Origin of the sequence: Providencia sp. wls1922 (assembly GCF_009706505.1) — a bacterium.
Lineage (GTDB): Bacteria > Pseudomonadota > Gammaproteobacteria > Enterobacterales > Enterobacteriaceae > Providencia > Providencia lanzhouensis.
Genome location: NZ_WLUG01000062.1, coordinates 1 through 21,788, shown reverse-complemented (window position 1 = coordinate 21,788; position 21,788 = coordinate 1). Strand labels below are relative to the sequence as shown.

Here is a 21,788-nt window from a genome sequence, read left to right as displayed (position 1 = left end):
GTGCGATGACTCGGATAACACTGTGTGGCGAAACGGCAACCACGTTTTATTCATTTGGTTTTGAATGTCGGGACTCGAACCCGATAGCGCATGCTATTACCAGATAGGTCTTACCAACGGCGGAATACAGACCATGAAGTGGGGCTAGCCACCATGTCTGCACCGGTAGAACTGAAGTTCTGACAAATTCCGGTAGTGGACAGTCAGACTATTGCCAGATGCGTGCCAACTTTCTAAAAATGCCATTAAATATTTTTAATTAATTGATAATTAACATTTAATTATTTTTATGATTTTTCCGGTGCCATTGTTTATCAGAATGACTTATGCTTATTTATATATTTTTATATCGTAACTTATAAATATTTATAAATATGAATCAAAAAAGAAAAGTGGTTATTGGCGTATTGGGTACTGTGCTTGATAGACGCGGTAAAAAAGCCAATCGCTGGAAAAAATGGCGTCCTACTGTGGGACTGTGCCAGCAAGCAGATTTAGATATTCACCGTTTTGAGCTAATTCATCAGGTGAACGACTACTCGCTCGCGTGCCGGGTGAAAGAAGATATTGAGCAGGCATCACCGAAAACTGAGGTGATACTGCGTGAAGTGGATATTGCGGATCCGTGGGATTTTGAAGAGGTCTACACTTCACTGCTGGATTTTTCTGCGAACTACCCTTTCGATACAGAAAACGAAGAGTATTTGGTGCATATCACGACAGGCACCCACGTGGTACAAATCTGTTGGTTCTTACTGACGGAAGCACACTATTTGCCCGCAAAATTGATCCAAACTTCACCGACTCGCGGGGAACGGGAAACCGATCCTGTGGGTATGTATGCGGAAATTGATCTTGATTTAAGCCGTTATGCGCAAATCACCAGCCGCTTTGATAGCCAGCAGCAAACTCAGTTGGCATTCTTAAAAGCGGGGATCGCCACCCGTAATCAGGCATTTAATACCATGATTGAGCAAATCGAGCGTGTGGCACTACGCTCTAAAGCGCCGATTTTGCTCAATGGTCCAACGGGGGCAGGAAAATCATTTCTGGCTCGGCGAATTTACCAGTTACGCCAAGGGCGCCATCAAGTCAAAGGTCGCTTTGTGGAGATTAACTGCGCCACCTTGCGCGGCGATAATGCGATGTCCACGTTATTTGGGCATGTGAAGGGCGCATTTACGGGCGCGCTTAACCCACGCCAAGGGTTACTGAAAGAGGCCGACGGCGGCATTTTATTTTTGGATGAAATTGCCGAGTTAGGGCTTGATGAGCAGGCAATGCTATTAAAAGCCATTGAAGAAAAAAGCTTTTTTCCATTTGGTTCGGACAGTGAAATTCAAAGTGATTTTCAGTTGATAGCTGGCACCCATCGCAACCTTGCCGAGTGGGTGGAAGAGGGAAAATTCCGCGAAGATTTATTCGCCCGTATTAATATGTGGACGTTTGCGCTGCCAGGGCTGGCGGATCGCCGTGAGGATATTGAGCCGAATATCGATTATGAACTGGCAAAATTCTGCCAAGCAGAGCAGAGCCAAATCCGTTTTGATAGAGAGGCACGTCAGCACTATGTTCAGTTTGCTTGCTCCCCTAAAGCCGCATGGCGAGGCAACTTCCGTGAATTAGGCGCTTCAATTTCCCGTATGGCAACCTTCGCCGAACGTGGGCGTATTACGCAATCTGTGGTGGAGGAGGAAATTCAGCGTTTAAGCCAGCAGTGGCAGCCAAAATCTAAACTACAGCTACCTAAGCAAGTCGGGGAAATCGACCTGTTTGAACAGCAGCAGTTAGCCACCGTACTGGATGTGTGCCGAAAATCTTCATCATTATCAGAAGCTGGGCGCACGTTATTTGCGGTGTCTCGCCAACAGAAAAAGCAACCGAATGATGCAGATAGGCTGCGAAAGTATTTAGCTAAATTTGGATTGGATTGGGATGGGGTGAAAGCAGGAGTTTGAAGGTGCTATATCGCAGAAAATATAAAGCCATAAGAAAAATCCCCGCCGAAGCGGGGGAGGGGTAAAGCATTGTTAATGCAAGTTTGTCACGTAGAGTAAGAGTGAACGTTGTGCTTTACCCCGTAGTAATCATTGGGGGCTAGGCATGTAACTCTACGGTGGTTATTGCTTTACTTTATTTAGGTTCCACTGTGATTGCAATGGTTTGGCTAGCGATAGCATTTACAGTTGCCGTCAGGGTATCACTGCCCAGTTTGTTTAATACCAGTGACGCGGTATAAGTGCCGTCTTGATTATCTGTCCATGTTACATTGCCGGTTTGGACATGAGCCAACGTGATAGCTGAAGCCAAACCAGTTAACGGGTTATTAAAGCTATCGGTTGCTGTCACGGTTAACGCCAGTGAGTCACCGGATTTGAGGTTGGTGAGGGCACTGCTGCTCAGGATAACAGTATCCAGCACCCCTTGTGCACCGGATTGCCCATTTGGGACCGACGAGATGGTAGAAGGTGTTTGTACGGTAATGGTCGCTTGGTTGGAGCCTTTACCATTGACCGACACCTGAATATGTTTATTTCCACTGTGCTGTGCCGGCAGGGTGACGGTGTAGCTACCATCTGGATTTTGGGTGGTTGGCAGCGTAAGTTTTGTTCCGGCAATGATCACGTCAAGTTGCTTAATATCGTTAACAGAGTTGCCGTAGCTATCTGTCAGTTCAACTTTTAATGCCGGTTTATCCCCCGCATTGGCCGATGGATCGATTGGTGTCACCACGACATTTTGAATATTTGAAATATCACTATTGCGGTTGACCGTCAAAATGGTTTTCGGACTAAATATTCCATTTACATGGGCAGTGATATCAATATCACCAACTGTGGTTAATGGTAAATTGACAATATAGTCACTGTGCCCTTCATCGCGCCAAGCAAGATCTTTGCCTTTAGTGTTGCCAAGGTGAATATTATTGAAATCCACATTTTCAATTGCATTACCAAAACTATCTTTCAGCGTGACCATAATAAGCGGGTTGTCACCAGATTTAAAATTAGTCCGGTTAGGGCTGATGTCTATTTCAATGCTTGCAATGACGCCTAATGCCCCTGCTGCACCACTACCATCTGTATTGGCTGATTTTATGGATGAAGCTCCAAGTGTGGTAAATGTTCGCTCAGGTGAGATTAATTTATCCAGAACAACTTGGATCGTATGCTTCCCTGATTGTTGTCCTGAAATTTTAGCCTCATAGATACCATTATCGACATCAGTATACCTAATTGCGGCAGATTCCGGTTTTTTGTCAATGATGACTGTAATGTCATTTTGGGCATCAATTATTGGATTGCCGTGGCTATCCAATAATTGGAATGACACTTGGCTTTCTCTGCCTGCATAGACTTTATGTACACCTAAGATAGTAACTTGCTCCAATTTTCCGCTAAGGAACTCAACGGCTTTGGTCTCACTCTGACCATTGACTGATATGGTCACTTCACTTGGACCGGCTTTTAAGCTAGTGAGTGTAACTTCAACAACACCATTTTTATCCGTTGTTGCTTTATCGACGATTTTTGCATGAGTAGCTGCAAAGGTAACTTCCTGATTGGCAATAGGGTTTCCATTTTTGTCAGTAATATAAGCTTGAACTGAATTTGTTGAAATACCATCAGCTATAGCCTTAGCCCGGGTGACGATAACACTGTAAATATGCGCTTGAGTGGAATCAGGCTTGAAAACGACTTGAGCTTTCGTGAGTTGCTGATTACCTGTGTAAGCACTAATTTCGTATGATCCTGCAATTTGTGAAGTGAATTGTACTCGAGCTTCGCCTTTCGTATTTGTTGTCGTGGTGTACTCCAATGGTTTTGTTCCTTTCATCGCTTGCATTTTTTTACGTAGGCCGTTCTGAGTACTGGAGTTAGTGGCAGTTTTTATATTCTGGGAAGCGAGAGAGAGTGTATTGGGTAAAATAAACATGACTTTTGCGTTGGAAACTGGATTACCTAAAGGGTCTCTGACAATGGCGGTAAGGGCATTAATATCAAGACCATTAGCTAAACCTTTACCATGAAAGGTCACGTCATTAGGGCTGATGCTGAGCATGTCAGGATGAATAATTTCAATTAAGGTTTCAGCAATAGGAGAGGCGTTGCCTTTAATATCATAGGCAGTTGCTTGTAAACGGTAGCGATTTATCTTTTGTGTATCTTTTGCCGTATTGGATGTTTTATATGATGGTAAAGTCAGGGTAGCCGTTTGATCAGTGGAGCTAATAGAACCGCCTGCAGCTAAAAATTCAGGTGCTTGCCACTCAATGTGCTTGAGAGGATATTTACCAGTGAAAGATTTGACTAGTGGAACGGATTGTCCTGTTTCCCCTTGGATTTTAGTCGGTAATGACAGGTGCAGTAAGGTTTTCTTTTGATAGTTGAGAATAATATTATTATTGCGTTCAACAAAATCATAACGGTTACCTGAAAGACGGCGTGTCTCGGCGACCTTAGTTGGATCTAAATGGTGGGCTAAGCTCTTACCGAAAGTCCAAGTAAATTGAAGTTTCGCTTGGGTCTCGGCTTGTTTTTCGCTGCTAAATTTATGGCTGGCATTTAATGTTAATAATGGGAATGGCGTCCAGTTAGCACCGATGGTCGCGGCATTCGGGTTTTTTTGACGTTTTGTTTTTCCGAATAAGGCAACGCTATCGCCATAGTATTGCTCATACTTTAAGTTTCCACCTAGGTGTGGATAAGCCGGTAGCCAGCCTTCTACTTGAATATCCCAGCCGTGGGCGGGTTTGGTATTATAGTCATGGTTGAGTTCTGGAGCGCTTTTCCATGCGGTTAAACCGAAATAGCTATTGGCATTTAATTTTAAGTAGTCTTGCCAATATTCAATTCCTAATCCTGCGCGAGTATGGGCGTGAGAAAAATCGTGGTCGATAAATGCATTCATACCAATAGTGCTTTTTTCATGGAAATGACGTAAGCCAATCCCATTATTGGTATGAAATCGTTCATCATAACGATGTAGGCTGTGCTGGGTGAATAGCAATATTTCCTCTTGGTCATACCAAGGGATCAGCCAGTCAAACTGTGAGTTTTTAACGGAGAACTTTTTATCAATATCGATATTGAGTTTGACATTACCCGCTTTGGATAACCAATGTTCAATCTCTTTTGTGGCTTCACTGGCAACTTTATTTCGCGCGTAGTCTTGCGCCATCTCAGACAGATCCTTCATCGTTTTCTTTTGTGAAAAGAAGGTTCCGATTGTTTTAGTGTGCTCGGCGGTTAAGCGCTCAGTATTATCTTCGTTGATGATCTGGTCGCTACCTAGTGATGGTAGCTCTTTGTTATCCAACATTTTTGCATAAGCTGGAACAACAGGCATAATGACGGACGACCAAATAGCCGTAAATATAACAAAACTGTTAGCCAGTTTTTGTTTAACGGTTAAAAAAGAGGGACTCATTCAATGGATTCCTAGTGGCGAAAATTTACGCGGCCATTTTGGAGTAGGGAGCTAGGTATGAGCTTGTGAATTAATTTGACTTAAAAAGAAACTAAACTTGCTAGTTGGAATAGCTGTGAATTCCATAAATTTTACCCGCGTGGTCACGACGAAAATTGCAACAATAAAAAAGCCCTCAAAAAAGCGACGTTAGCCATTTTGGAAAAGTTTGGAATTGTATTTTCTTAATTTAAAAACAAAGAGATAGAAGAGGAATTATGGAGCTGACTTTCTTGGGTACTAGCGCAGGTGTGCCAACAAAAGAGCGCAATGTCACCAGTATGATATTAAATTTAGTCGGTATCCGTAAAAGCTACTGGCTCTTTGACTGTGGCGAAGGCACTCAGCACCGAATCTTAAACAGCCCCTTTAAAACACCCAAAATCGAGAAGATTTTTATTACTCATTTACACGGTGACCATATTTTTGGTTTACCGGGATTGCTGTGTAGCCGCTCGATGGGGGGAACGACGGATCCCTTAACGCTATATGGACCAAAAGGGCTGAAACAGTACGTGGAAACCGTCTTATCAGTGAGCGACTCCTATATGACTTATCCTCTTGAAATTGTAGAAATTGAGGCAGGTAAGTTATTTGATGATGGGGAGATGATCGTCACTGCGTATCGGTTGGATCACCGCGTAGAATGTTATGGCTATCGTATTGAAGAACATCCAAAACCGGGGGCGCTAAATGTGCAAAAACTGGAGCAAGATGGGATCCCTCGCGGGCCTTGGATGCAGGCGCTGAAAAAGGGCGAAGTGATTGAGCTAGAAGATGGTCGTACCGTGAATGGAGCTGACTACCTTGGTGAGCCAGTTGCAGGTAAAGTAGTGGCGATGTTTGGGGATACCATCCCAACGCCAGATGCGTTGTTATTGGCAAAAAATGCCGATGTGATGGTGCATGAAACTACGCTAGAAGTGGCGCTAGAGGCGAAAGCCAATGAACATGGGCATTCTTCTACCCGACAAGCGGCGCAACTTGCCAAACAAGCAGGAGTAAAACGGTTTATTGCGACGCATATCAGTGGGCGTTATGGGTCGGATGACATTCCGCGTTTACTGGCGGAGTGCCAAGCTGAGTTTCCTGAGACGCAGATTGCGGAAGATTATTTGACGGTGCGGATTTAGTTTTTAAGCAATCGACACGCATAAGGAAAACGTGTCGAAAAACTGACGAAAAATATACATATAGGAAAATTGTGTCGACTCAATCGATACATAGATATGAAATGTCGATTTTTATTGTAAAAATCGACATATAAAGAAGAAGGGATATATTGTACTAATAAATCACTTTCACAAACCCATTGCGGCAGTAGGTTTCATACTCATCGCTGAGTTGCCGATTTGTGACAATCACATCAAACTGGGATAGTTCGCCCATATTGGCGGTCGCCACTTCATCAAACAGATTGTAAGGTGCTAATAAAATCTTACGGATAGATTTTTCCATGCCTTTCTTTTTCATCGGTAAATCATCGAGATTATAGCAAGTCACCCCATAAGCACTGTGAACCCCAGTGGCGGACATAAACGCTTTTTTGGGGTTAATGGAATCTAATAACGAAGGCAGCGTTGGGCTGTAAAAAGAATCACTTTTTGGGCGGTATTCCCCACCACACAGTAGCGCCGTGGCATTTTTTTTCTGGCTCAATGCGAGAAAAACGTTATGAGAATAACAAATTCCGGTAAAGCTAATTTCTTCTGGGATTAAGGCTATTAAGGTCGCCATTTCGATGCCATTGTCGAAAAAGATCACATCGTCTTCACTGACCATACTGGCGGCTAAATTAGGAATATATAGGTCTTCAGTTTGATCTGGCGTGAAAATATCGGCATGGGGTTCGTGAGGAGCTAAAGCGGTAGGTTGAGTGACAGAAACAATATAGCCACCAAGCAGTGACATTGGGATAGGACCTTCGGTGTCCGCATTGAGATCTCGGCGAATGGTCATTTCAGAGACTTCGAGTATTCTCGCGGCTTCTTTAAGATGAATGCGTCCTGAACGTTTAATACATTCACTTAATCGGCGAAGGCGTTCTTTTTGTTTAGTTTCTATCACCCTGCAATCCTTTTTATGATGGCGCGGACGAACCGCGCCCCGTTGTTTAGTAGTCACTTGGAGTAGTATTTTCTCCCGTCACAATAGCGACACTCGCACTTGCACCAACGCGGTTAGCACCAGCTTCAATCATCTTAATTGCGGTTTCACGCGTACGTACGCCACCGGATGCTTTGACGCCAATTTCATTACCAACCACTTTGCGCATTAAAGCGACGTGATGCTCAGTGGCACCCATTGTACTGAATCCTGTTGAAGTTTTCACAAATCCAACGTTAATTGTGCGGCAAATTTCACAAACCTGTGTGATTTCTTCATCAGTTAACAGGCAAGTTTCGAGGATCACCTTTAATGTTGCCTTACCACAAGCCGCAAAAACAGCTTCGATATCTTGGCGAACAAAGTCTAAATCACCGCTTTTCAGCATGCCTACGTTGATGACCATATCCACTTCATCGGCACCACGGCGTACTGCTTCAGCAGCTTCAAACGCTTTGGCTTCTGTTAAACATGCGCCTAATGGGAAACCAACAACACAGCACACCATCACATCGCTATCTTTTAAACATTCGCTTGCCAATGGCACATAGCCAGTGTTAACACACACAGAGGCAAAGTGATGCTCTGCGGCTTCTGCACATAACGTTTTGATATCGTTAACTGTTGCATTGGCAGCCAATAAAGTGTGATCAATATATTTCGCTAAATCTTGCATTTTAAACCTTCCTATATGAAGTTTTTCAGAATAGATGTGGAATAGGTAACAAAGAATGAGGAAATGTGGCAGATATAACACTTGATCATTCGTTATTCGAGATCCTAATCACAAATGATATTTTTGCAACATGATAATGTTAGGATTATATCATTATGTGATTTATTTAACACGAGGGACATTATGGATATAGCAGTTATCGGTTCAAACATGGTCGATTTGATCACTTACATTGATCAAATGCCTAAAGAAGGGGAAACCCTCGAAGCTCCAGCCTTCAAAATCGGTTGTGGCGGTAAAGGGGCAAACCAAGCTGTTGCCGCAGCAAAATTAAACTCCAAAGTGATTATGCTAACTAAGGTCGGTGACGACATTTTTGCGGATAACACTATTCGTAATCTTGAGTCTTACGGCATCAATACGCGTTATGTAGAAAAAGTGCCATGTACCTCAAGCGGTGTTGCGCCAATTTTCGTTAACCAAAATTCGTCTAACAGCATTTTGATTGTCAAAGGGGCGAATAAGTTTTTATCCCCTGAAGATATCGACCGCGCTGCGGAAGATCTGAAAAAATGTAAATTGATCGTATTGCAGCTGGAAGTGCAGCTGGAAACGGTTTACCACGCAATTGCCTTTGGTAATAAGCACAACATCCCTGTATTGCTTAACCCAGCGCCAGCACAACGCGCACTAGATTTAGATTACGCATGCCGTTGTGATTTCTTTGTACCAAATGAAACCGAGCTAGAAATTCTGACCAATATGCCAGTGGATACCATGGATAACGTGCGTCGTGCGGCTCAATCCTTGTTAGACAAAGGCCTGAAAAATCTGATTGTCACTTTAGGTGATAAAGGTGCGCTATGGATGACTCGCGACAATGAGCTATTCATTCCCGCTATTAAAGTGAACGCGATTGATACCAGCGGGGCAGGGGATGCATTCATTGGTTGTTTCTCTCATTACTATGTTCATACCGGAAATATCGAAGAAGCGATGAAAAAAGCGGTTCTGTTTTCAGCCTTTAGCGTAACTGGAAAAGGCACCCAATCTTCTTACCCAAGCATCGAGCAGTTCAGTGAGTTTGTGCAGTTGAATAATTAGTACGCATCATCTTTCAAGCACCAGAAGCATTACCTGTACCCACAATATTTGCTCTGAATTTGAATGATGTTGAGCATGGCCGGTTGAAATGAAGGTTGCCATTAGAGCAAAAAGCCCGTTTAGCCGGTTAAAAATATAATAAAAATTATTAAGGGTTAATATGAACATCAAAAATATAACTCAGTTACCTGATGGGTACCTGAATAAGACACCTATATTCCAATTTATCCTACTTTCCTGCTTATTCCCGCTCTGGGGATGTGCAGCAGCACTGAATGATATTTTAATCACACAGTTTAAAAGCGTTTTCGAACTCAGTAACTTTGCCTCTGCATTAGTGCAAAGTGCGTTCTATGGCGGTTACTTCTTGATTGCCATTCCAGCTTCACTGGTTATCAAAAAAACCAGTTATAAATACGCGATTATGATCGGGCTTATTTTGTATATCGCGGGTTGTTCCATGTTCTTCCCTGCGTCTCATATGGCGACTTACACCATGTTTTTAGCCGCGATTTTTGCTATCGCGATTGGTTTAAGCTTCCTTGAAACCGCAGCGAATACTTACAGTTCGATGATTGGTCCAAAACAGTACGCGACTCTGCGTCTGAACATCAGCCAAACCTTCTACCCAATTGGTGCCGCAGGCGGGATCTTATTAGGTAAATATTTGGTCTTCTCTGAAGGGGAAAGCCTGCAAAATCAAATGGCAAACATGGATGCGACTCAAATCCATGAATTCCGTTTAGCGATGCTGGAAAACACCCTTGAACCATACCGTTATATGATCATGGTATTGGTTGTTGTGATGATCCTGTTTTTACTGACTAAATTCCCGAAATGCAAAGTGGCAGAAACGGCGGAACATAAACGTCCTTCTGCACTGGATACCTTAAAATATTTAGCTAAAAACAGTCGCTTTAGAAAAGGGATCATTGCCCAGTTCTTATATGTGGGAATGCAAGTTGCCGTTTGGTCGTTCACCATCCGTTTAGCGCTGGAAATGGGGGATATCAACGAGCGTGATGCCTCTAACTTTATGGTCTACAGCTTTGCCTGTTTCTTTATCGGTAAGTTTATTGCCAACATCTTAATGACTCGCTTTAACGCGGATAAAGTACTGATTATCTATTCGATTATTGGTGTGCTGTTCCTGGTGTATGTGGCCTTTATGCCGAGCTTCACTGCGGTGTATGCAGCAGTACTGGTGAGCATCCTGTTTGGACCGTGCTGGGCAACTATCTATGCGGGCACTTTGGAAACCGTCGACAACGAGCATACTGAAATGGCGGGTGCAGTGATTGTCATGGCGATTGTTGGTGCGGCAGTTGTACCTGCTATCCAAGGCTATGTCGCGGATATCACTCACTCTCTGCAACTCTCTTTCTTAGTTTCCATGTTGTGCTTCGTCTACGTGGGCATTTACTTCGTTGGCGAACGTCGCTTTAAAGCTAAACAACAAGCCAAATAATTAACTGTGACTCAGGGTAGGCGCTACGCCTACCCATCTTTACCTCAAACCGTGAGTATGACAATGAACACAATTATCCCGTTACATAAACGCTTATTTACGGAAAAACCGACCTTAATCCTGAAAAATAGCCAGTTTTCCGTTTCCGCATTTGTCTATCAATCTGGTGTGCAAGGGCTGCGTGTTGAAAACTCGCAGGGGCATTTAACCATTTTGCCATTTTTAGGGCAGATGATTTGGGATGCTGAGTTTTGCGGGCAAAATCTGAAAATGGAAAATATGTTTTCAGAACCTAAGCCTGTTCCAACTGTGATTGAAACCTATGGCTGCTTCGCCTTCCATTCTGGATTAATTAGTAATGGTTGCCCATCGCCAGAAGATAATCACCCATTGCACGGGGAAATGCCTTGCGCACCAATGGATAGCGCATGGCTTGAATTGACGGAAAACAGCCTTAAAGTGTGTGGCGAGTATGAGTATGTGATGGGCTTTGGCCATCATTATCGTGCCGCGCCGTCTGTGCAATTACATACCGATAGCGCGCTGTTTGACATTCATATGTCCGTCACTAACTTGGCATCAGTACCTATGCCGCTCCAATATATGTGCCATATGAACTATGCCTATGTGGACGATGGTACTTTAACGCAGAATATTCCTGAGCAGGCGATTAAGCTGCGTGAATCTATTCCGGGGCATGTGCATCCAACGCAAAAATGGCTCGATTTTAATCAAGCGCTCAAGTCAGGCAAGGCGACGCTCAATCAGCTGAATCAGCCGCAAATGTGCGACCCTGAAATTGTCTTTTTTATGGACAATTTGAGCCAATACACGGCAAACCCTGAATTTAAGATGACTTCGCCAGCGGGTAATACCTTTGTAACCCGCTTTAAAGCCAATGAACTGAATTATGCGACTCGCTGGATTTTATATAATGGCGATCAAAAAGTGGGGGCATTCGTGTTACCAGCAACCTGTCGCCCTGAAGGGTTTATTGCTGCGAAAAATAACCAAACGCTGATTTGGTTGGAGGCGGGGGAAAACCGTCAATTTACCGTGACGACGGGTGTTGAACAGTAAATTTTGTTTTTTAATTTTTTATGAGGCTGCCAATACGCAGCCTTTTACTCATATTGCTGGCACTCTTCTTGTAAGTCATCGAGCACGCTCTGAGCATCAAATATCGGGGTACCCTTACCATTAGGTAGCATCATAATTGCCGTTTTAATATTGGCGCTCGCCATGTCAGGTAATATTTCCGCCATTAAATGTTCCAGTGTCATAGGAAGCGGGTAACATCTGCTCCATTCATCGGTTAAGCATAATTCGGCATACTCTTTTGCGACCCACAGAGGTAAAAATAAACACTGGCTATCATCTTGTGCCGTGACTAAACCCTCATGGTTACCCAATGTCCATACTTGCTCCCAATCTGCAACCTTGCCGATAAAATAGTCATATCGTTGATGAGGATTCAGTAGTAGAACATTTTGAATTTCTTGTTTTTTAGGTGAGAAATAGACACTGTTCATTATTAGACTACCTGAAAAGTAATTGATAATTATTGAGAAAATTAAATGAATAATTGATATCTTAGCAGTTATTCACTCACTATTTAGAGTGTTATATTTTACACAGCAAATTAGTTTTCAATGTCAGTTTAGGGCAATAAACATGATAGAAGCATTACTTGAAAAATATGCCATTGGCATGACCATCATTGCCGTCTGTTTAGCGTTGTATTTGCTTTTTGAAGTTTTACACAAGCGGCACAAACATAAGCGAAAAAGCATTTTGGTGCATGTGATCCAAACCATGGTGCTGTGCGTGATGGTGTTGGTGACAGCTCAATCTGTAGATATGGCAGCCAGTGACTTTGATTTAACCTTTATTTCAACACCACTGATTAATCTAGTCGCCATATCGGTGATAGCATTGATTATCACGCGAAAATTCTTTCAGTTGGTTAACCGCCTAGAGAAAAAACAGATTAAAAAAGGCAGTGACCCGACTTCCGCGCGGATTATTGCACGAGTATTTAAGACTGCGGTCATCGTCATCATTATGCTGTTATTTGGCGAACATTTTGGCATGAGTTTGTCAGGATTAATGGCATTTGGGGGCATTGGCGGTATCGCCATCGGTATGGCGGGTAAAGATATCCTGAGTAACTTTTTCTCAGGGATCATGCTCTATTTCGACCGCCCGTTTAATATTGGGGATTGGGTCAGCTCGCCGGATAGAAATATTGAAGGTACGGTCGTCGAAATTGGCTGGCGGATCACCAAGATTGTTACGTTTGACCATCGTCCGCTTTATATTCCTAACTCGCTATTTTCTTCCATTAGTGTTGAAAACCCAGGGCGCATGACTAACCGACGGATTAAAACAGAAATCGGTTTACGTTATGAAGATGCCGACAAAGTCAGCGCGATTGTGGACGATATTCGCACCATGCTGAAGCAAGATGAAAATATCGATACAGGGCAAACCTTGCTGGTCTATTTTGATGCATTTGCGGATTCTTCCCTAAATATTATGGTGTACTGCTTTACGAAAACCACCGTATGGGCAGAATGGCTGGATGCGCAGCAAGCGGTCTATTTGAAAATTATTGATATAGTTAAGCGTCATAATGCGGACTTTGCATATCCATCTCAAACTCTGTACGTAGAAAGAAACAAGTAACCTCGTCGTCTCGAAAAATTAACCGACTGATCCACTGTCATTATTGTCTGTTTCGGTCGGTTAATCTGCAAATAATCTATTTTTCATGGTTTATGACTAAAAATCCGGTGAGGTTATCCGGAAATTTTTATACTATTAACCAGTAAGTTATAAAAAATATTCACTCTAGGCAAAACTGAATAATTTTGCATTAATTCTGACTATTTCAATCTCAGTATCTATCAAGTATATTGAGCCCCTCTTTACCTCAGCTAACCAAGAGCCAGACTGCTATGAAGAAAATCAATGTGGCATGTAGCCAGGGGGTCGCTATCTATTTTACGGGTCAATTCCAGTGGGTAGATATTCGCGATGCACAGTTAAATAATATCGCTGCGGTTGTGCTCTCTGAACAAGATGCAAACCAAGGGCTGTGGAAGAGAGTTGCAGACAGTAAACTCAGTATTCCGCTGTTTGTCATTAGTGACAAGCAGCTACCAGACAATGCACCAACACCTGACTATTTGACCGCATTATTACTGCCAGCGCCTGCTGCGCGTGAAGAGAATAGCCGTCAATTACGGGATGCTGCAAACCAATATCTTGAGCAGTTATTACCGCCATTCTTTGCGCGAATGATGGATTATGCTGCGGGTCACAATGTGACATTTGCATGCCCCGGGCACCAAGGCGGGCAATTTTTCCGTCGCCATCCAACGGGCGAACAATTCTACCAATTCTATGGTGAAAATCTCTTTCGCACTGATTTATGTAACGCTGATGTGGCGATGGGGGATTTGCTGATCCACGAAGGTGCGGCAAAAGAAGCCCAAAAATTTGCGGCGAAAGTGTTCAATGCAGATAAAACCTATTTTGTGCTTAATGGCACGTCGTCATCCAATAAAGTGGTCTTAAATGCCTTATTAACACCGGGTGATTTAGTGCTGTTTGACCGCAATAACCATAAATCTAACCATCATGGCGCCCTGATCCAAGCAGGGGCAACACCCGTTTATTTGGAAACAGCGCGTAATCCATTTGGATTTATTGGTGGAATTGATGCCCACTGTTTTACCGAAGAATACTTAAGAAACGCGGTGAGCGAAGTGATGCCGGAAAAAGCACAGGCAGAAAAACCGTTCCGCCTTGCCGTGATCCAGCTAGGGACTTATGACGGAACAGTCTACAACGCGAGGCAAGTGGTGGATAAGATTGGGCACCTTTGCGAATACATTCTGTTTGATTCCGCGTGGGTGGGTTACGAACAATTTATCCCGATGATGCGCCAATGCTCGCCGTTGCTGCTGGAACTGAACGAGAATGACCCCGGTATTATGGTGACGCAATCTGTTCATAAGCAGTTGGCGGGTTTTTCACAGGCTTCGCAGATCCATAAAAAAGATAACCATATCAAAGGTCAAGAGCGCTTTGTTTCCCATAAGAAACTGAATAACGCGTTTATGATGCACGCCTCTACCAGCCCGTTTTACCCACTGTTTGCTTCATTAGATGTGAATGCGCGCATGCACCAAGGGGAAGCGGGGGAAATGATGTGGATGGAGTGTGTGCGACAAGGGATTGAGGTCAGAAAATCCATTATTCAACACTGCCGTCACTTTAGACCGTTTGTGCCTGAGCGAGTGGATGGAAAGCCGTGGCATGAATACCCAACAGAACAAATTGCATCGGAGCAGCGTTTCTTTAATTTCATTCCGAAAGAGCGTTGGCATGCGTTTGAGGGTTACGCGCAAGACCAATATTTCGTTGACCCATGCAAGCTGATGCTGACGACGCCGGGGATTGATGTAGAAAGCGGCGAGTATGAGTCTTTCGGGGTTCCTGCGACGATTTTGGCACATTTCCTGCGTGAACATGGGGTGATCCCTGAAAAATGCGATTTAAACTCGATTTTATTCCTGCTAACACCAGCGGAATCACGTGAAAAGCTGGAATTGCTGGTTTCTCACTTAGTACGTTTCGAGCAGCTTCTGGATGAAGACGCATTATTTGAAGACGTTTTACCATCCGTGTATCAGCGTTATCAGGAACAGTATCAAGGGTATACTCTGCGTCGATTGTGCCAAGAAATGCATCAATTAAGCGTGGATTTTAATATTAAACAGCTACAAAAAGAGATGTTCCGCAAGGCGCATTTCCCTGTAGTGAAAATGAATCCACAACAGGCACATCTGGAGTTTATTCGCGGCAATGTGGAATTACTGCCACTGGATGAGTTAGAGGGGCGAATTGCCGCAGAAGGGGCGTTACCTTATCCGCCGGGCGTGCTGTGTGTGGTACCGGGGGAAGTCTGGTCAGGGCCTGTTCTTCAGTATTTTAAAGCGCTGGAAGCGGGAATTAACGCCTTGCCGGGCTTTGCACCAGAGCTACAAGGGGTCTATATTTCAAAAAATGAAAATGGACCAAAACGCGTGTATGCGCATGTTTTGAAATAAATTTCTCCGTATTCAGACATCGAGCATAGATTTTGCCGCATGAGATAGCTAAATTGGGATCCGCAAAATGTGGATCCCGATTGACGATAAGGCAACCCTATGACGAAAAAGATTATTTTAGACTGTGACCCAGGGCATGACGATGCCATCGCTATGCTACTGGCTTACGGTAATCCAGACATCGATTTACTCGCCGTCACCACGGTTGCAGGCAACCAAACTCTCGAAAAAGTCACCCGTAATGCCCGTGCGATTGCTGAAATGGCGAATATTCGCGGCATTCCTTTTGCTGCGGGTTCAGCGCGTCCATTAGTGCGTGAAGTGGAAGTGGCGCCCGATATTCATGGGGATTCCGGGTTGGATGGTCCTGAGCTTCCAACTCCAACGCTAGCGTTGGATGAGCGCCATGGGGTGAATTTGATCATCGATACGATTATGTCCCACCCACCAAAAACCATTACTTTGGTGCCTACGGGGGCACTGACCAATATCGCGTTAGCGGCAAGACTAGAACCTCGGATTGTGGAACGTGTAAAAGAAGTGGTGTTGATGGGCGGTGGCTACCATGTGGGAAATTGGAGTCCAGTCGCAGAATTTAATATCAAAATAGATCCAGAAGCCGCCCATATTGTTTTCAATGAAAAATGGCCGCTAACGATGGTTGGTCTGGATCTCACTCACCAAGCACTGGCAACGCCAGAAGTCGTGGCGAAAATTGCCGAAATAGACACGAAATGCTCGCAGTTTGTTGTCGAATTGCTGGATTTCTTCGGAAAAATGTACAAACAAGCTCAGGGTTTTGATGCGCCGCCAGTGCATGATCCTTGCGCTGTTGCCTATGTGATAGACCCATCAGTAATGACCACCCAAAAAGTTCCTGTGGACATCGAATTAACGGGAACGCTGACTCTTGGCATGACGGTGGCAGATTTTCGACATCCCGCTCCTGCGGATTGCCATACCCAGGTTGCCGTGAAATTAGACCGCGACAAGTTTTGGCAGATGGTTATCGACGCACTGAAAAATATTGGTTAATGGAATCGTATTTAACATGAAGAGTGAATTAGAACAGATGCCTTATGAGGCATTAATTGAACGCAGCATGAACTCTCTGGAATTGAAAAATCAGTTCCATTGCGATAATTGGAAATTGGATGAAGCCAGTTGGTCGGTGGATCAAGATGAAGGCACCATTATTTTCCATGCACCGGACAATATAATGGTGACGGCACCCGTGCAAATCATTGGGACTTATGACCAAAATGTGGGGAGCTGGATGTGGGGCTGGGCGAATAGCTCCATTGATGAGTCATTAATGCGAGATGCGATTGCGGTTAAAGCTTACGGTGAGCGCCAAGATAATAGTTTGCTGACCTCCCGTGTGAGCGATATCGAAGAGTATGATGCATGGCAGTTGGCGGCATTGGCTTGTGAGTTAAATGAGCAACAAGGTGTTTATCGCGGCGTTGCAGGTAGTACACTGATTTTTATGACGTTCGGCCAAGTTTCCCTTCAAAAAATCTAAGCCAGAAGCGCCTTTTTTATCATAGATAACAAGGGCGTCACCAACTCCTCGAAAACGGCCAGCACAGTTTATTATGACAAAAGAAAGTCAGCTGTTAAAATGCGGCTTTCTTTTGCTATTTCACAACAGCATAAGCCTTAAATTCGATATCAACGCCAAAAGACCAACATGCAACAAAATCAAACGATAGAACAAAATACACCATCAACAACAGGTGGTTACAAAAACCTTAACCGCTTCTCGGTTGCGCCTATGCTGGATTGGACCGACCGCCATTGCCGTTATTTCCATCGCTTATTAACGAAAAATACGTTGCTGTACACCGAAATGGTGACGACGGGCGCGATCATTTATGGCAAAGGTGATTATCTTGCTTATAGCGAAGAAGAGCATCCCGTTTCCTTGCAGTTGGGTGGCAGTGACCCCGCGGCTTTAGCGCAATGCGCAAAATTAGCGCAAGAGCGTGGCTACGATGAAATCAACCTGAACGTTGGTTGCCCATCAGACCGCGTACAGAACGGGCGTTTTGGTGCATGTTTAATGGCGGATGCTCAGCTGGTCGCGGATTGTGTCAAAGCGATGCGTGACGTGGTGTCTATCCCTGTAACGGTGAAAACACGCATTGGGATTGATGAGCAAGATAGCTACGAATTTTTATGTGAATTCATTGATACCGTCTCCACAAAAGGGGACTGTGACATGTTTATTATCCATGCTCGCAAGGCGTGGTTATCAGGGTTAAGTCCAAAAGAAAACCGTGAAATTCCCCCACTGGATTACCCTCGCGTATACCAATTAAAACGTGATTTTCCGCATCTCACCATGGCTATCAATGGGGGCGTTAAAACTCTCGAAGAAGCTAAAGAACATCTAAAACATTTAGATGGCGTGATGGTGGGTCGTGAAGCGTATCAAAATCCATCAATCTTAACCGCGGTAGATAATCAATTGTTTGATGAAACAATGCCCATTGTCGATAGCGTTGCTGCTGTCCGTAGCATGTATCCATACATCGAAAAAGAGCTGTCTAACGGGGCTTATTTAGGGCATATGACTCGCCATATTTTAGGGATTTTCCAAGGAATTCCGGGGGCTCGTCAATGGCGTCGCCACTTAAGCGAAAATGCCCATAAACAGGGTGCTGACTTATCAGTGGTTGAACAAGCGCTCGCGTTTGTGACCCGTGGCGAGTAAATATTACTTAAATGAAATTGCGATTTTGGCTGATGCGGGCTGAGTAGGATTATCTGCATGCTATGATAAAACTCATTAATGAATGAGGAAGAAGCAGATGAAAATATTAATAGCAACCTCTTTGCTGCTGTTAGTTGCTGGATGTTCGGGGTCAGGTGGGCAGATGCGAGAACCACCAAAGCAAGATCCCTATGAGGGAACAGTGTTAAACACCATTAAAGAGAACCAGCAGATCTACAAAGAGCAGCAAGCACGCAAAGGGCACTATTAATTCGTGCAACTGAAGTAATTATTTAGTGCAACGGAAGTGAGTAAAAATTACCGTTGTTAGAATTTTAAAAGCGCCAGTTATTGATAGCTGGCGCTTTTTTATGAATTAAGGAATGAGCAAGCTTGAGCCTTGAGTCTTACGTTGTTCTAATGTTTGGTGCGCCTTTTGGGCATCTTTCAGCGCAAAAATTTGAGATGCCGGCACATCCACATTCACTTTGCCACTTAAAATCATATCAAACAGGGCGTTGCTGGCTTGGTCTAACTCTTCTCTGTTAGTGACATAGCCGCCTAATGATGGGCGGGTCACATACAGAGAGCCTTTTTGATTTAAGATCCCTAAGTTAACCCCAGTTACGGCGCCAGAAGCATTACCAAAGCTCACCATTAAACCGCGACGTTTCAGTGAATCTAAAGAAGCGAGCCAAGTCGCTTGACCTACAGAGTCATACACCACATTCACTTTTTCACCGTGAGTGATTTCTTTTACGCGTTCAGCGATGTTTTCGGTTTGGTAATTGATGACTTCCCATGCCCCTGCGGCTTTCGCACGCTGCGCTTTCTCTTCAGAGCCAACGGTACCAATCATTTTCGCGCCTAACGCTTTTGCCCATTGGCAAGCAATCAGACCAACACCACCCGCGGCAGCGTGAAATAAGAAAACTTCATCTTTTTGAACTTGATAGGTTTGATTGAGCAGATAGTAAACGGTCATGCCTTTAAGCGAACAGGCAGCTGCTTGTTCGAAAGTGATACCATCGGGTAAGTGTGCCACGGCATTGACAGGTACATTATGAACTTCACTGTATGCGCCTAGCGGGCCTTGTGCATAAACTACGCGATCACCTGGTTTGAAACCGGTGACTTGGGAGCCAGTTTTAACCACGACACCCGCCGCTTCGGTGCCGAGTCCACATGGCAAACTTGCAACTGGATACAGTCCACTGCGTACATAGGTATCAATAAAGTTAATACCAATTGCACGGTTTTCGATTTGGATTTCGTTTTCAGCCGGCGCATTCGGGGAATAGTCGACAAAATTGAGGACTTCAGGACCACCATGTTGCGAAAATTCAATACGTTTTGCCATGATCATCTCCAATGAGTGAGTTTGTTTTTATTAACAGTATCAATTGCCCCATCATAACGCGATGCTTTACTGAGAAGAATTATCGGTTTGTGCGCTGTGTTAAGATTGTGCCTGCAATAATATCTTGTGCAGATAACAATAAAGACGCCACATGACACCTAAGATTGGCGTATACTAACTGTTGGTTAATTATAGACGTGGATATTTCAAGTATGGCTAAAAAACCCTCCTCAGATTACAAGACAAACCCACCGCGCGATCAGCAAATGGAAGGTTTAAAACTTCCGCCGCACTCTATCGAAGCGGAACAGTCTGTATTGGGGGGACTGATGTTAGACAACGAACGCTGGGACACGGTCTCTGAGCGTGTCACGTCAGCTGACTTTTTTAGTCGTCCTCACCGCACAATCTTTGCACAAATGCAGATCCTGCTTGAGCAGGGTAAGCCTATTGACTTGATCACCCTGTCAGAATCCCTTGAACAGCAAGGAGAATTGGACAGCGTCGGAGGCTTTGCTTACTTAGCGGAATTATCGAAAAATACCCCAAGTGCGGCGAACATTAACGCTTATGCGGACATCGTGCGCGAACGTGCCATTGTTCGCGATATGATCTCTGTCGCCAATGATATTGCTGATGCAGGGTATGACCCACAAGGTCGCAGTAGCGAAGATTTACTCGATTTCGCAGAAACCAAAGTTTTCCAAATCGCAGAATCTCGCGCGAATAAAGATGAAGGTCCTAAAGGGATTGAAGCGATTTTGTCGGAAACCGTTGAGAAAATAGAACAGCTTTATCAGCAGCCTCATGATGGTGTCACCGGTGTTTCTACGGGTTATCAAGATTTAGATAAGAAAACCGCAGGGTTACAAGGCTCAGATTTAATTATTGTTGCCGCGCGTCCATCCATGGGTAAAACCACCTTTGCGATGAACTTGTGTGAAAATGCGGCGATGACTGAAGAAAAACCAGTACTTATCTTCAGTTTGGAGATGCCCGGCAACCAGATCATGATGCGTATGCTCGCATCACTGTCTCGCGTAGACCAAACCCGTATTCGTACGGGGCAGCTTGATGATGAGGATTGGGCACGAATTTCGAGCACCATGGGCATATTGATGGAAAAACGCAATATGTACATTGATGACTCATCGGGGTTAACGCCAACGGAAGTGCGTTCTCGTGCTCGCCGAATTTACCGCGAACACGGGGGGCTAAGCCTGATTATGATCGACTACCTTCAGTTAATGCGTGTGCCAGCGTTGTCGGATAACCGTACATTAGAAATCGCCGAAATTTCCCGTTCCCTCAAAGCGTTAGCGAAAGAATTAAACGTACCAGTGGTGGCGCTTTCTCAGCTAAACCGTAGCTTGGAGCAACGTGCAGACAAACGCCCAGTAAACTCCGACTTACGTGAATCAGGCTCCATCGAGCAAGATGCCGACTTAATCATGTTTATCTATCGTGACGAGGTCTATCACGATAACAGCGACCTCAAAGGGGTCGCAGAAATTATTTTAGGTAAACAACGTAATGGTCCGATAGGGACGGTGAGGCTGACGTTTAATGGGCAGTGGTCGAGGTTTGATAACTACGCCGGCCCGGCTTATGACGACGAGTAATCTCGTCATACTTCACACTGTGGCGTTGTTGGCTGCGTTCGCTAACCTGAGTCACATACTTTTGTATGCTCCCCAGGCTTAGCTTCTCTTGCCGCCTAGCCACAGTGCGAATTATTTAGAGCTTATAGAAAATTGAAAATTGAA

Annotated in this window: 17 protein-coding genes; 12 read left to right on the top strand and 5 right to left on the bottom strand. The window is 44.3% G+C overall.

The genetic code is table 11. The features are described 5' to 3' along the window. Positions 1-374 precede the first annotated feature (374 nt). Positions 375-1,958: an RNA repair transcriptional activator RtcR gene (gene rtcR, locus GKR71_RS05845; RefSeq protein WP_036955160.1), complete on the top strand. Its 1,584-nt coding sequence runs from the start codon at positions 375-377 to the stop codon at positions 1,956-1,958. A gap of 175 nt (positions 1,959-2,133) precedes the next feature. On the opposite strand, the gene GKR71_RS05840 is transcribed toward rtcR, so the two are convergent. Continuing rightward, positions 2,134-5,430, bottom strand: a complete 3,297-nt coding sequence (locus GKR71_RS05840) for an inverse autotransporter beta domain-containing protein (protein ID WP_154634045.1) — start codon at positions 5,428-5,430, stop codon at positions 2,134-2,136. A 257-nt stretch (positions 5,431-5,687) separates the two neighbouring features. Here GKR71_RS05840 and rnz point away from each other — a divergent pair, with 257 nt between their 5' ends. Then, the gene (rnz, locus tag GKR71_RS05835; RefSeq protein ID WP_108479326.1) at positions 5,688-6,602 is read left to right on the top strand and encodes a ribonuclease Z; all 915 of its coding nucleotides are present in this window, start codon (positions 5,688-5,690) and stop codon (positions 6,600-6,602) included. Between the two features lie 154 nt (positions 6,603-6,756). On the opposite strand, the gene GKR71_RS05830 is transcribed toward rnz, so the two are convergent. Further along, the gene (locus tag GKR71_RS05830) at positions 6,757-7,536 is read right to left on the bottom strand and encodes a DeoR family transcriptional regulator (RefSeq protein ID WP_036955059.1); all 780 of its coding nucleotides are present in this window, start codon (positions 7,534-7,536) and stop codon (positions 6,757-6,759) included. A gap of 46 nt (positions 7,537-7,582) precedes the next feature. Then, positions 7,583-8,251: a deoxyribose-phosphate aldolase gene (deoC, locus tag GKR71_RS05825; RefSeq protein WP_036955058.1), complete on the bottom strand. Its 669-nt coding sequence runs from the start codon at positions 8,249-8,251 to the stop codon at positions 7,583-7,585. Positions 8,252-8,434: 183 nt separating this feature from the next. Between deoC and rbsK the strand changes: the two genes are divergently transcribed. The 3 genes from rbsK (at position 8,435) to GKR71_RS05810 (ending at position 11,903) form a co-directional block, all read left to right on the top strand. Beyond that, positions 8,435-9,355, top strand: coding sequence for a ribokinase (gene rbsK / locus GKR71_RS05820; protein WP_154599639.1), 921 nt, complete (start codon positions 8,435-8,437; stop codon positions 9,353-9,355). Positions 9,356-9,515: 160 nt separating this feature from the next. Next, complete coding sequence (gene fucP, locus GKR71_RS05815) at positions 9,516-10,823, top strand: L-fucose:H+ symporter permease (protein WP_108479327.1); 1,308 nt, start codon at positions 9,516-9,518, stop codon at positions 10,821-10,823. A 63-nt stretch (positions 10,824-10,886) separates the two neighbouring features. After that, entirely contained in the window at positions 10,887-11,903 is a 1,017-nt protein-coding gene (locus GKR71_RS05810; RefSeq protein ID WP_195848050.1) for an aldose 1-epimerase family protein, read from the top strand. Positions 11,904-11,947: 44 nt separating this feature from the next. On the opposite strand, the gene GKR71_RS05805 is transcribed toward GKR71_RS05810, so the two are convergent. Beyond that, positions 11,948-12,355 (bottom strand): DUF2750 domain-containing protein, encoded by a 408-nt coding sequence (locus GKR71_RS05805; protein ID WP_036955054.1) that lies wholly within the window; start codon positions 12,353-12,355, stop codon positions 11,948-11,950. 142 nt (positions 12,356-12,497) lie between these two features. Here GKR71_RS05805 and GKR71_RS05800 point away from each other — a divergent pair, with 142 nt between their 5' ends. The 6 genes from GKR71_RS05800 (at position 12,498) to GKR71_RS19880 (ending at position 18,933) form a co-directional block, all read left to right on the top strand. Further along, entirely contained in the window at positions 12,498-13,511 is a 1,014-nt protein-coding gene (locus GKR71_RS05800) for a mechanosensitive ion channel family protein (RefSeq protein ID WP_036955051.1), read from the top strand. A 272-nt stretch (positions 13,512-13,783) separates the two neighbouring features. Beyond that, on the top strand, positions 13,784-15,943 hold the full coding sequence (locus GKR71_RS05795; protein ID WP_154634044.1) for an ornithine decarboxylase: 2,160 nt from the start codon (positions 13,784-13,786) through the stop codon (positions 15,941-15,943). A gap of 99 nt (positions 15,944-16,042) precedes the next feature. Continuing rightward, complete coding sequence (uriH, locus tag GKR71_RS05790; protein WP_036955049.1) at positions 16,043-16,978, top strand: uridine-preferring nucleoside hydrolase UriH; 936 nt, start codon at positions 16,043-16,045, stop codon at positions 16,976-16,978. A gap of 16 nt (positions 16,979-16,994) precedes the next feature. Next, positions 16,995-17,468 (top strand): DUF6882 domain-containing protein, encoded by a 474-nt coding sequence (locus GKR71_RS05785; RefSeq protein WP_036955048.1) that lies wholly within the window; start codon positions 16,995-16,997, stop codon positions 17,466-17,468. 168 nt (positions 17,469-17,636) lie between these two features. Beyond that, the gene (dusA, locus tag GKR71_RS05780) at positions 17,637-18,662 is read left to right on the top strand and encodes a tRNA dihydrouridine(20/20a) synthase DusA (RefSeq protein ID WP_036955045.1); all 1,026 of its coding nucleotides are present in this window, start codon (positions 17,637-17,639) and stop codon (positions 18,660-18,662) included. A 97-nt stretch (positions 18,663-18,759) separates the two neighbouring features. Continuing rightward, entirely contained in the window at positions 18,760-18,933 is a 174-nt protein-coding gene (locus GKR71_RS19880) for a hypothetical protein (protein WP_181477955.1), read from the top strand. Positions 18,934-19,038: 105 nt separating this feature from the next. Here the strand turns inward: GKR71_RS19880 and GKR71_RS05775 are convergent, their stop codons facing one another. Beyond that, a complete protein-coding gene (locus GKR71_RS05775) occupies positions 19,039-20,022 on the bottom strand; it encodes a quinone oxidoreductase (RefSeq protein WP_154599634.1) in 984 nt (327 codons plus the stop codon). Positions 20,023-20,234: 212 nt separating this feature from the next. Here GKR71_RS05775 and dnaB point away from each other — a divergent pair, with 212 nt between their 5' ends. Then, positions 20,235-21,644 carry a replicative DNA helicase gene (gene dnaB / locus GKR71_RS05770; protein WP_036955040.1) on the top strand — a complete coding sequence of 470 codons (1,410 nt, stop codon included), beginning with the start codon at positions 20,235-20,237 and terminating at the stop codon, positions 21,642-21,644. Positions 21,645-21,788 lie beyond the last annotated feature (144 nt).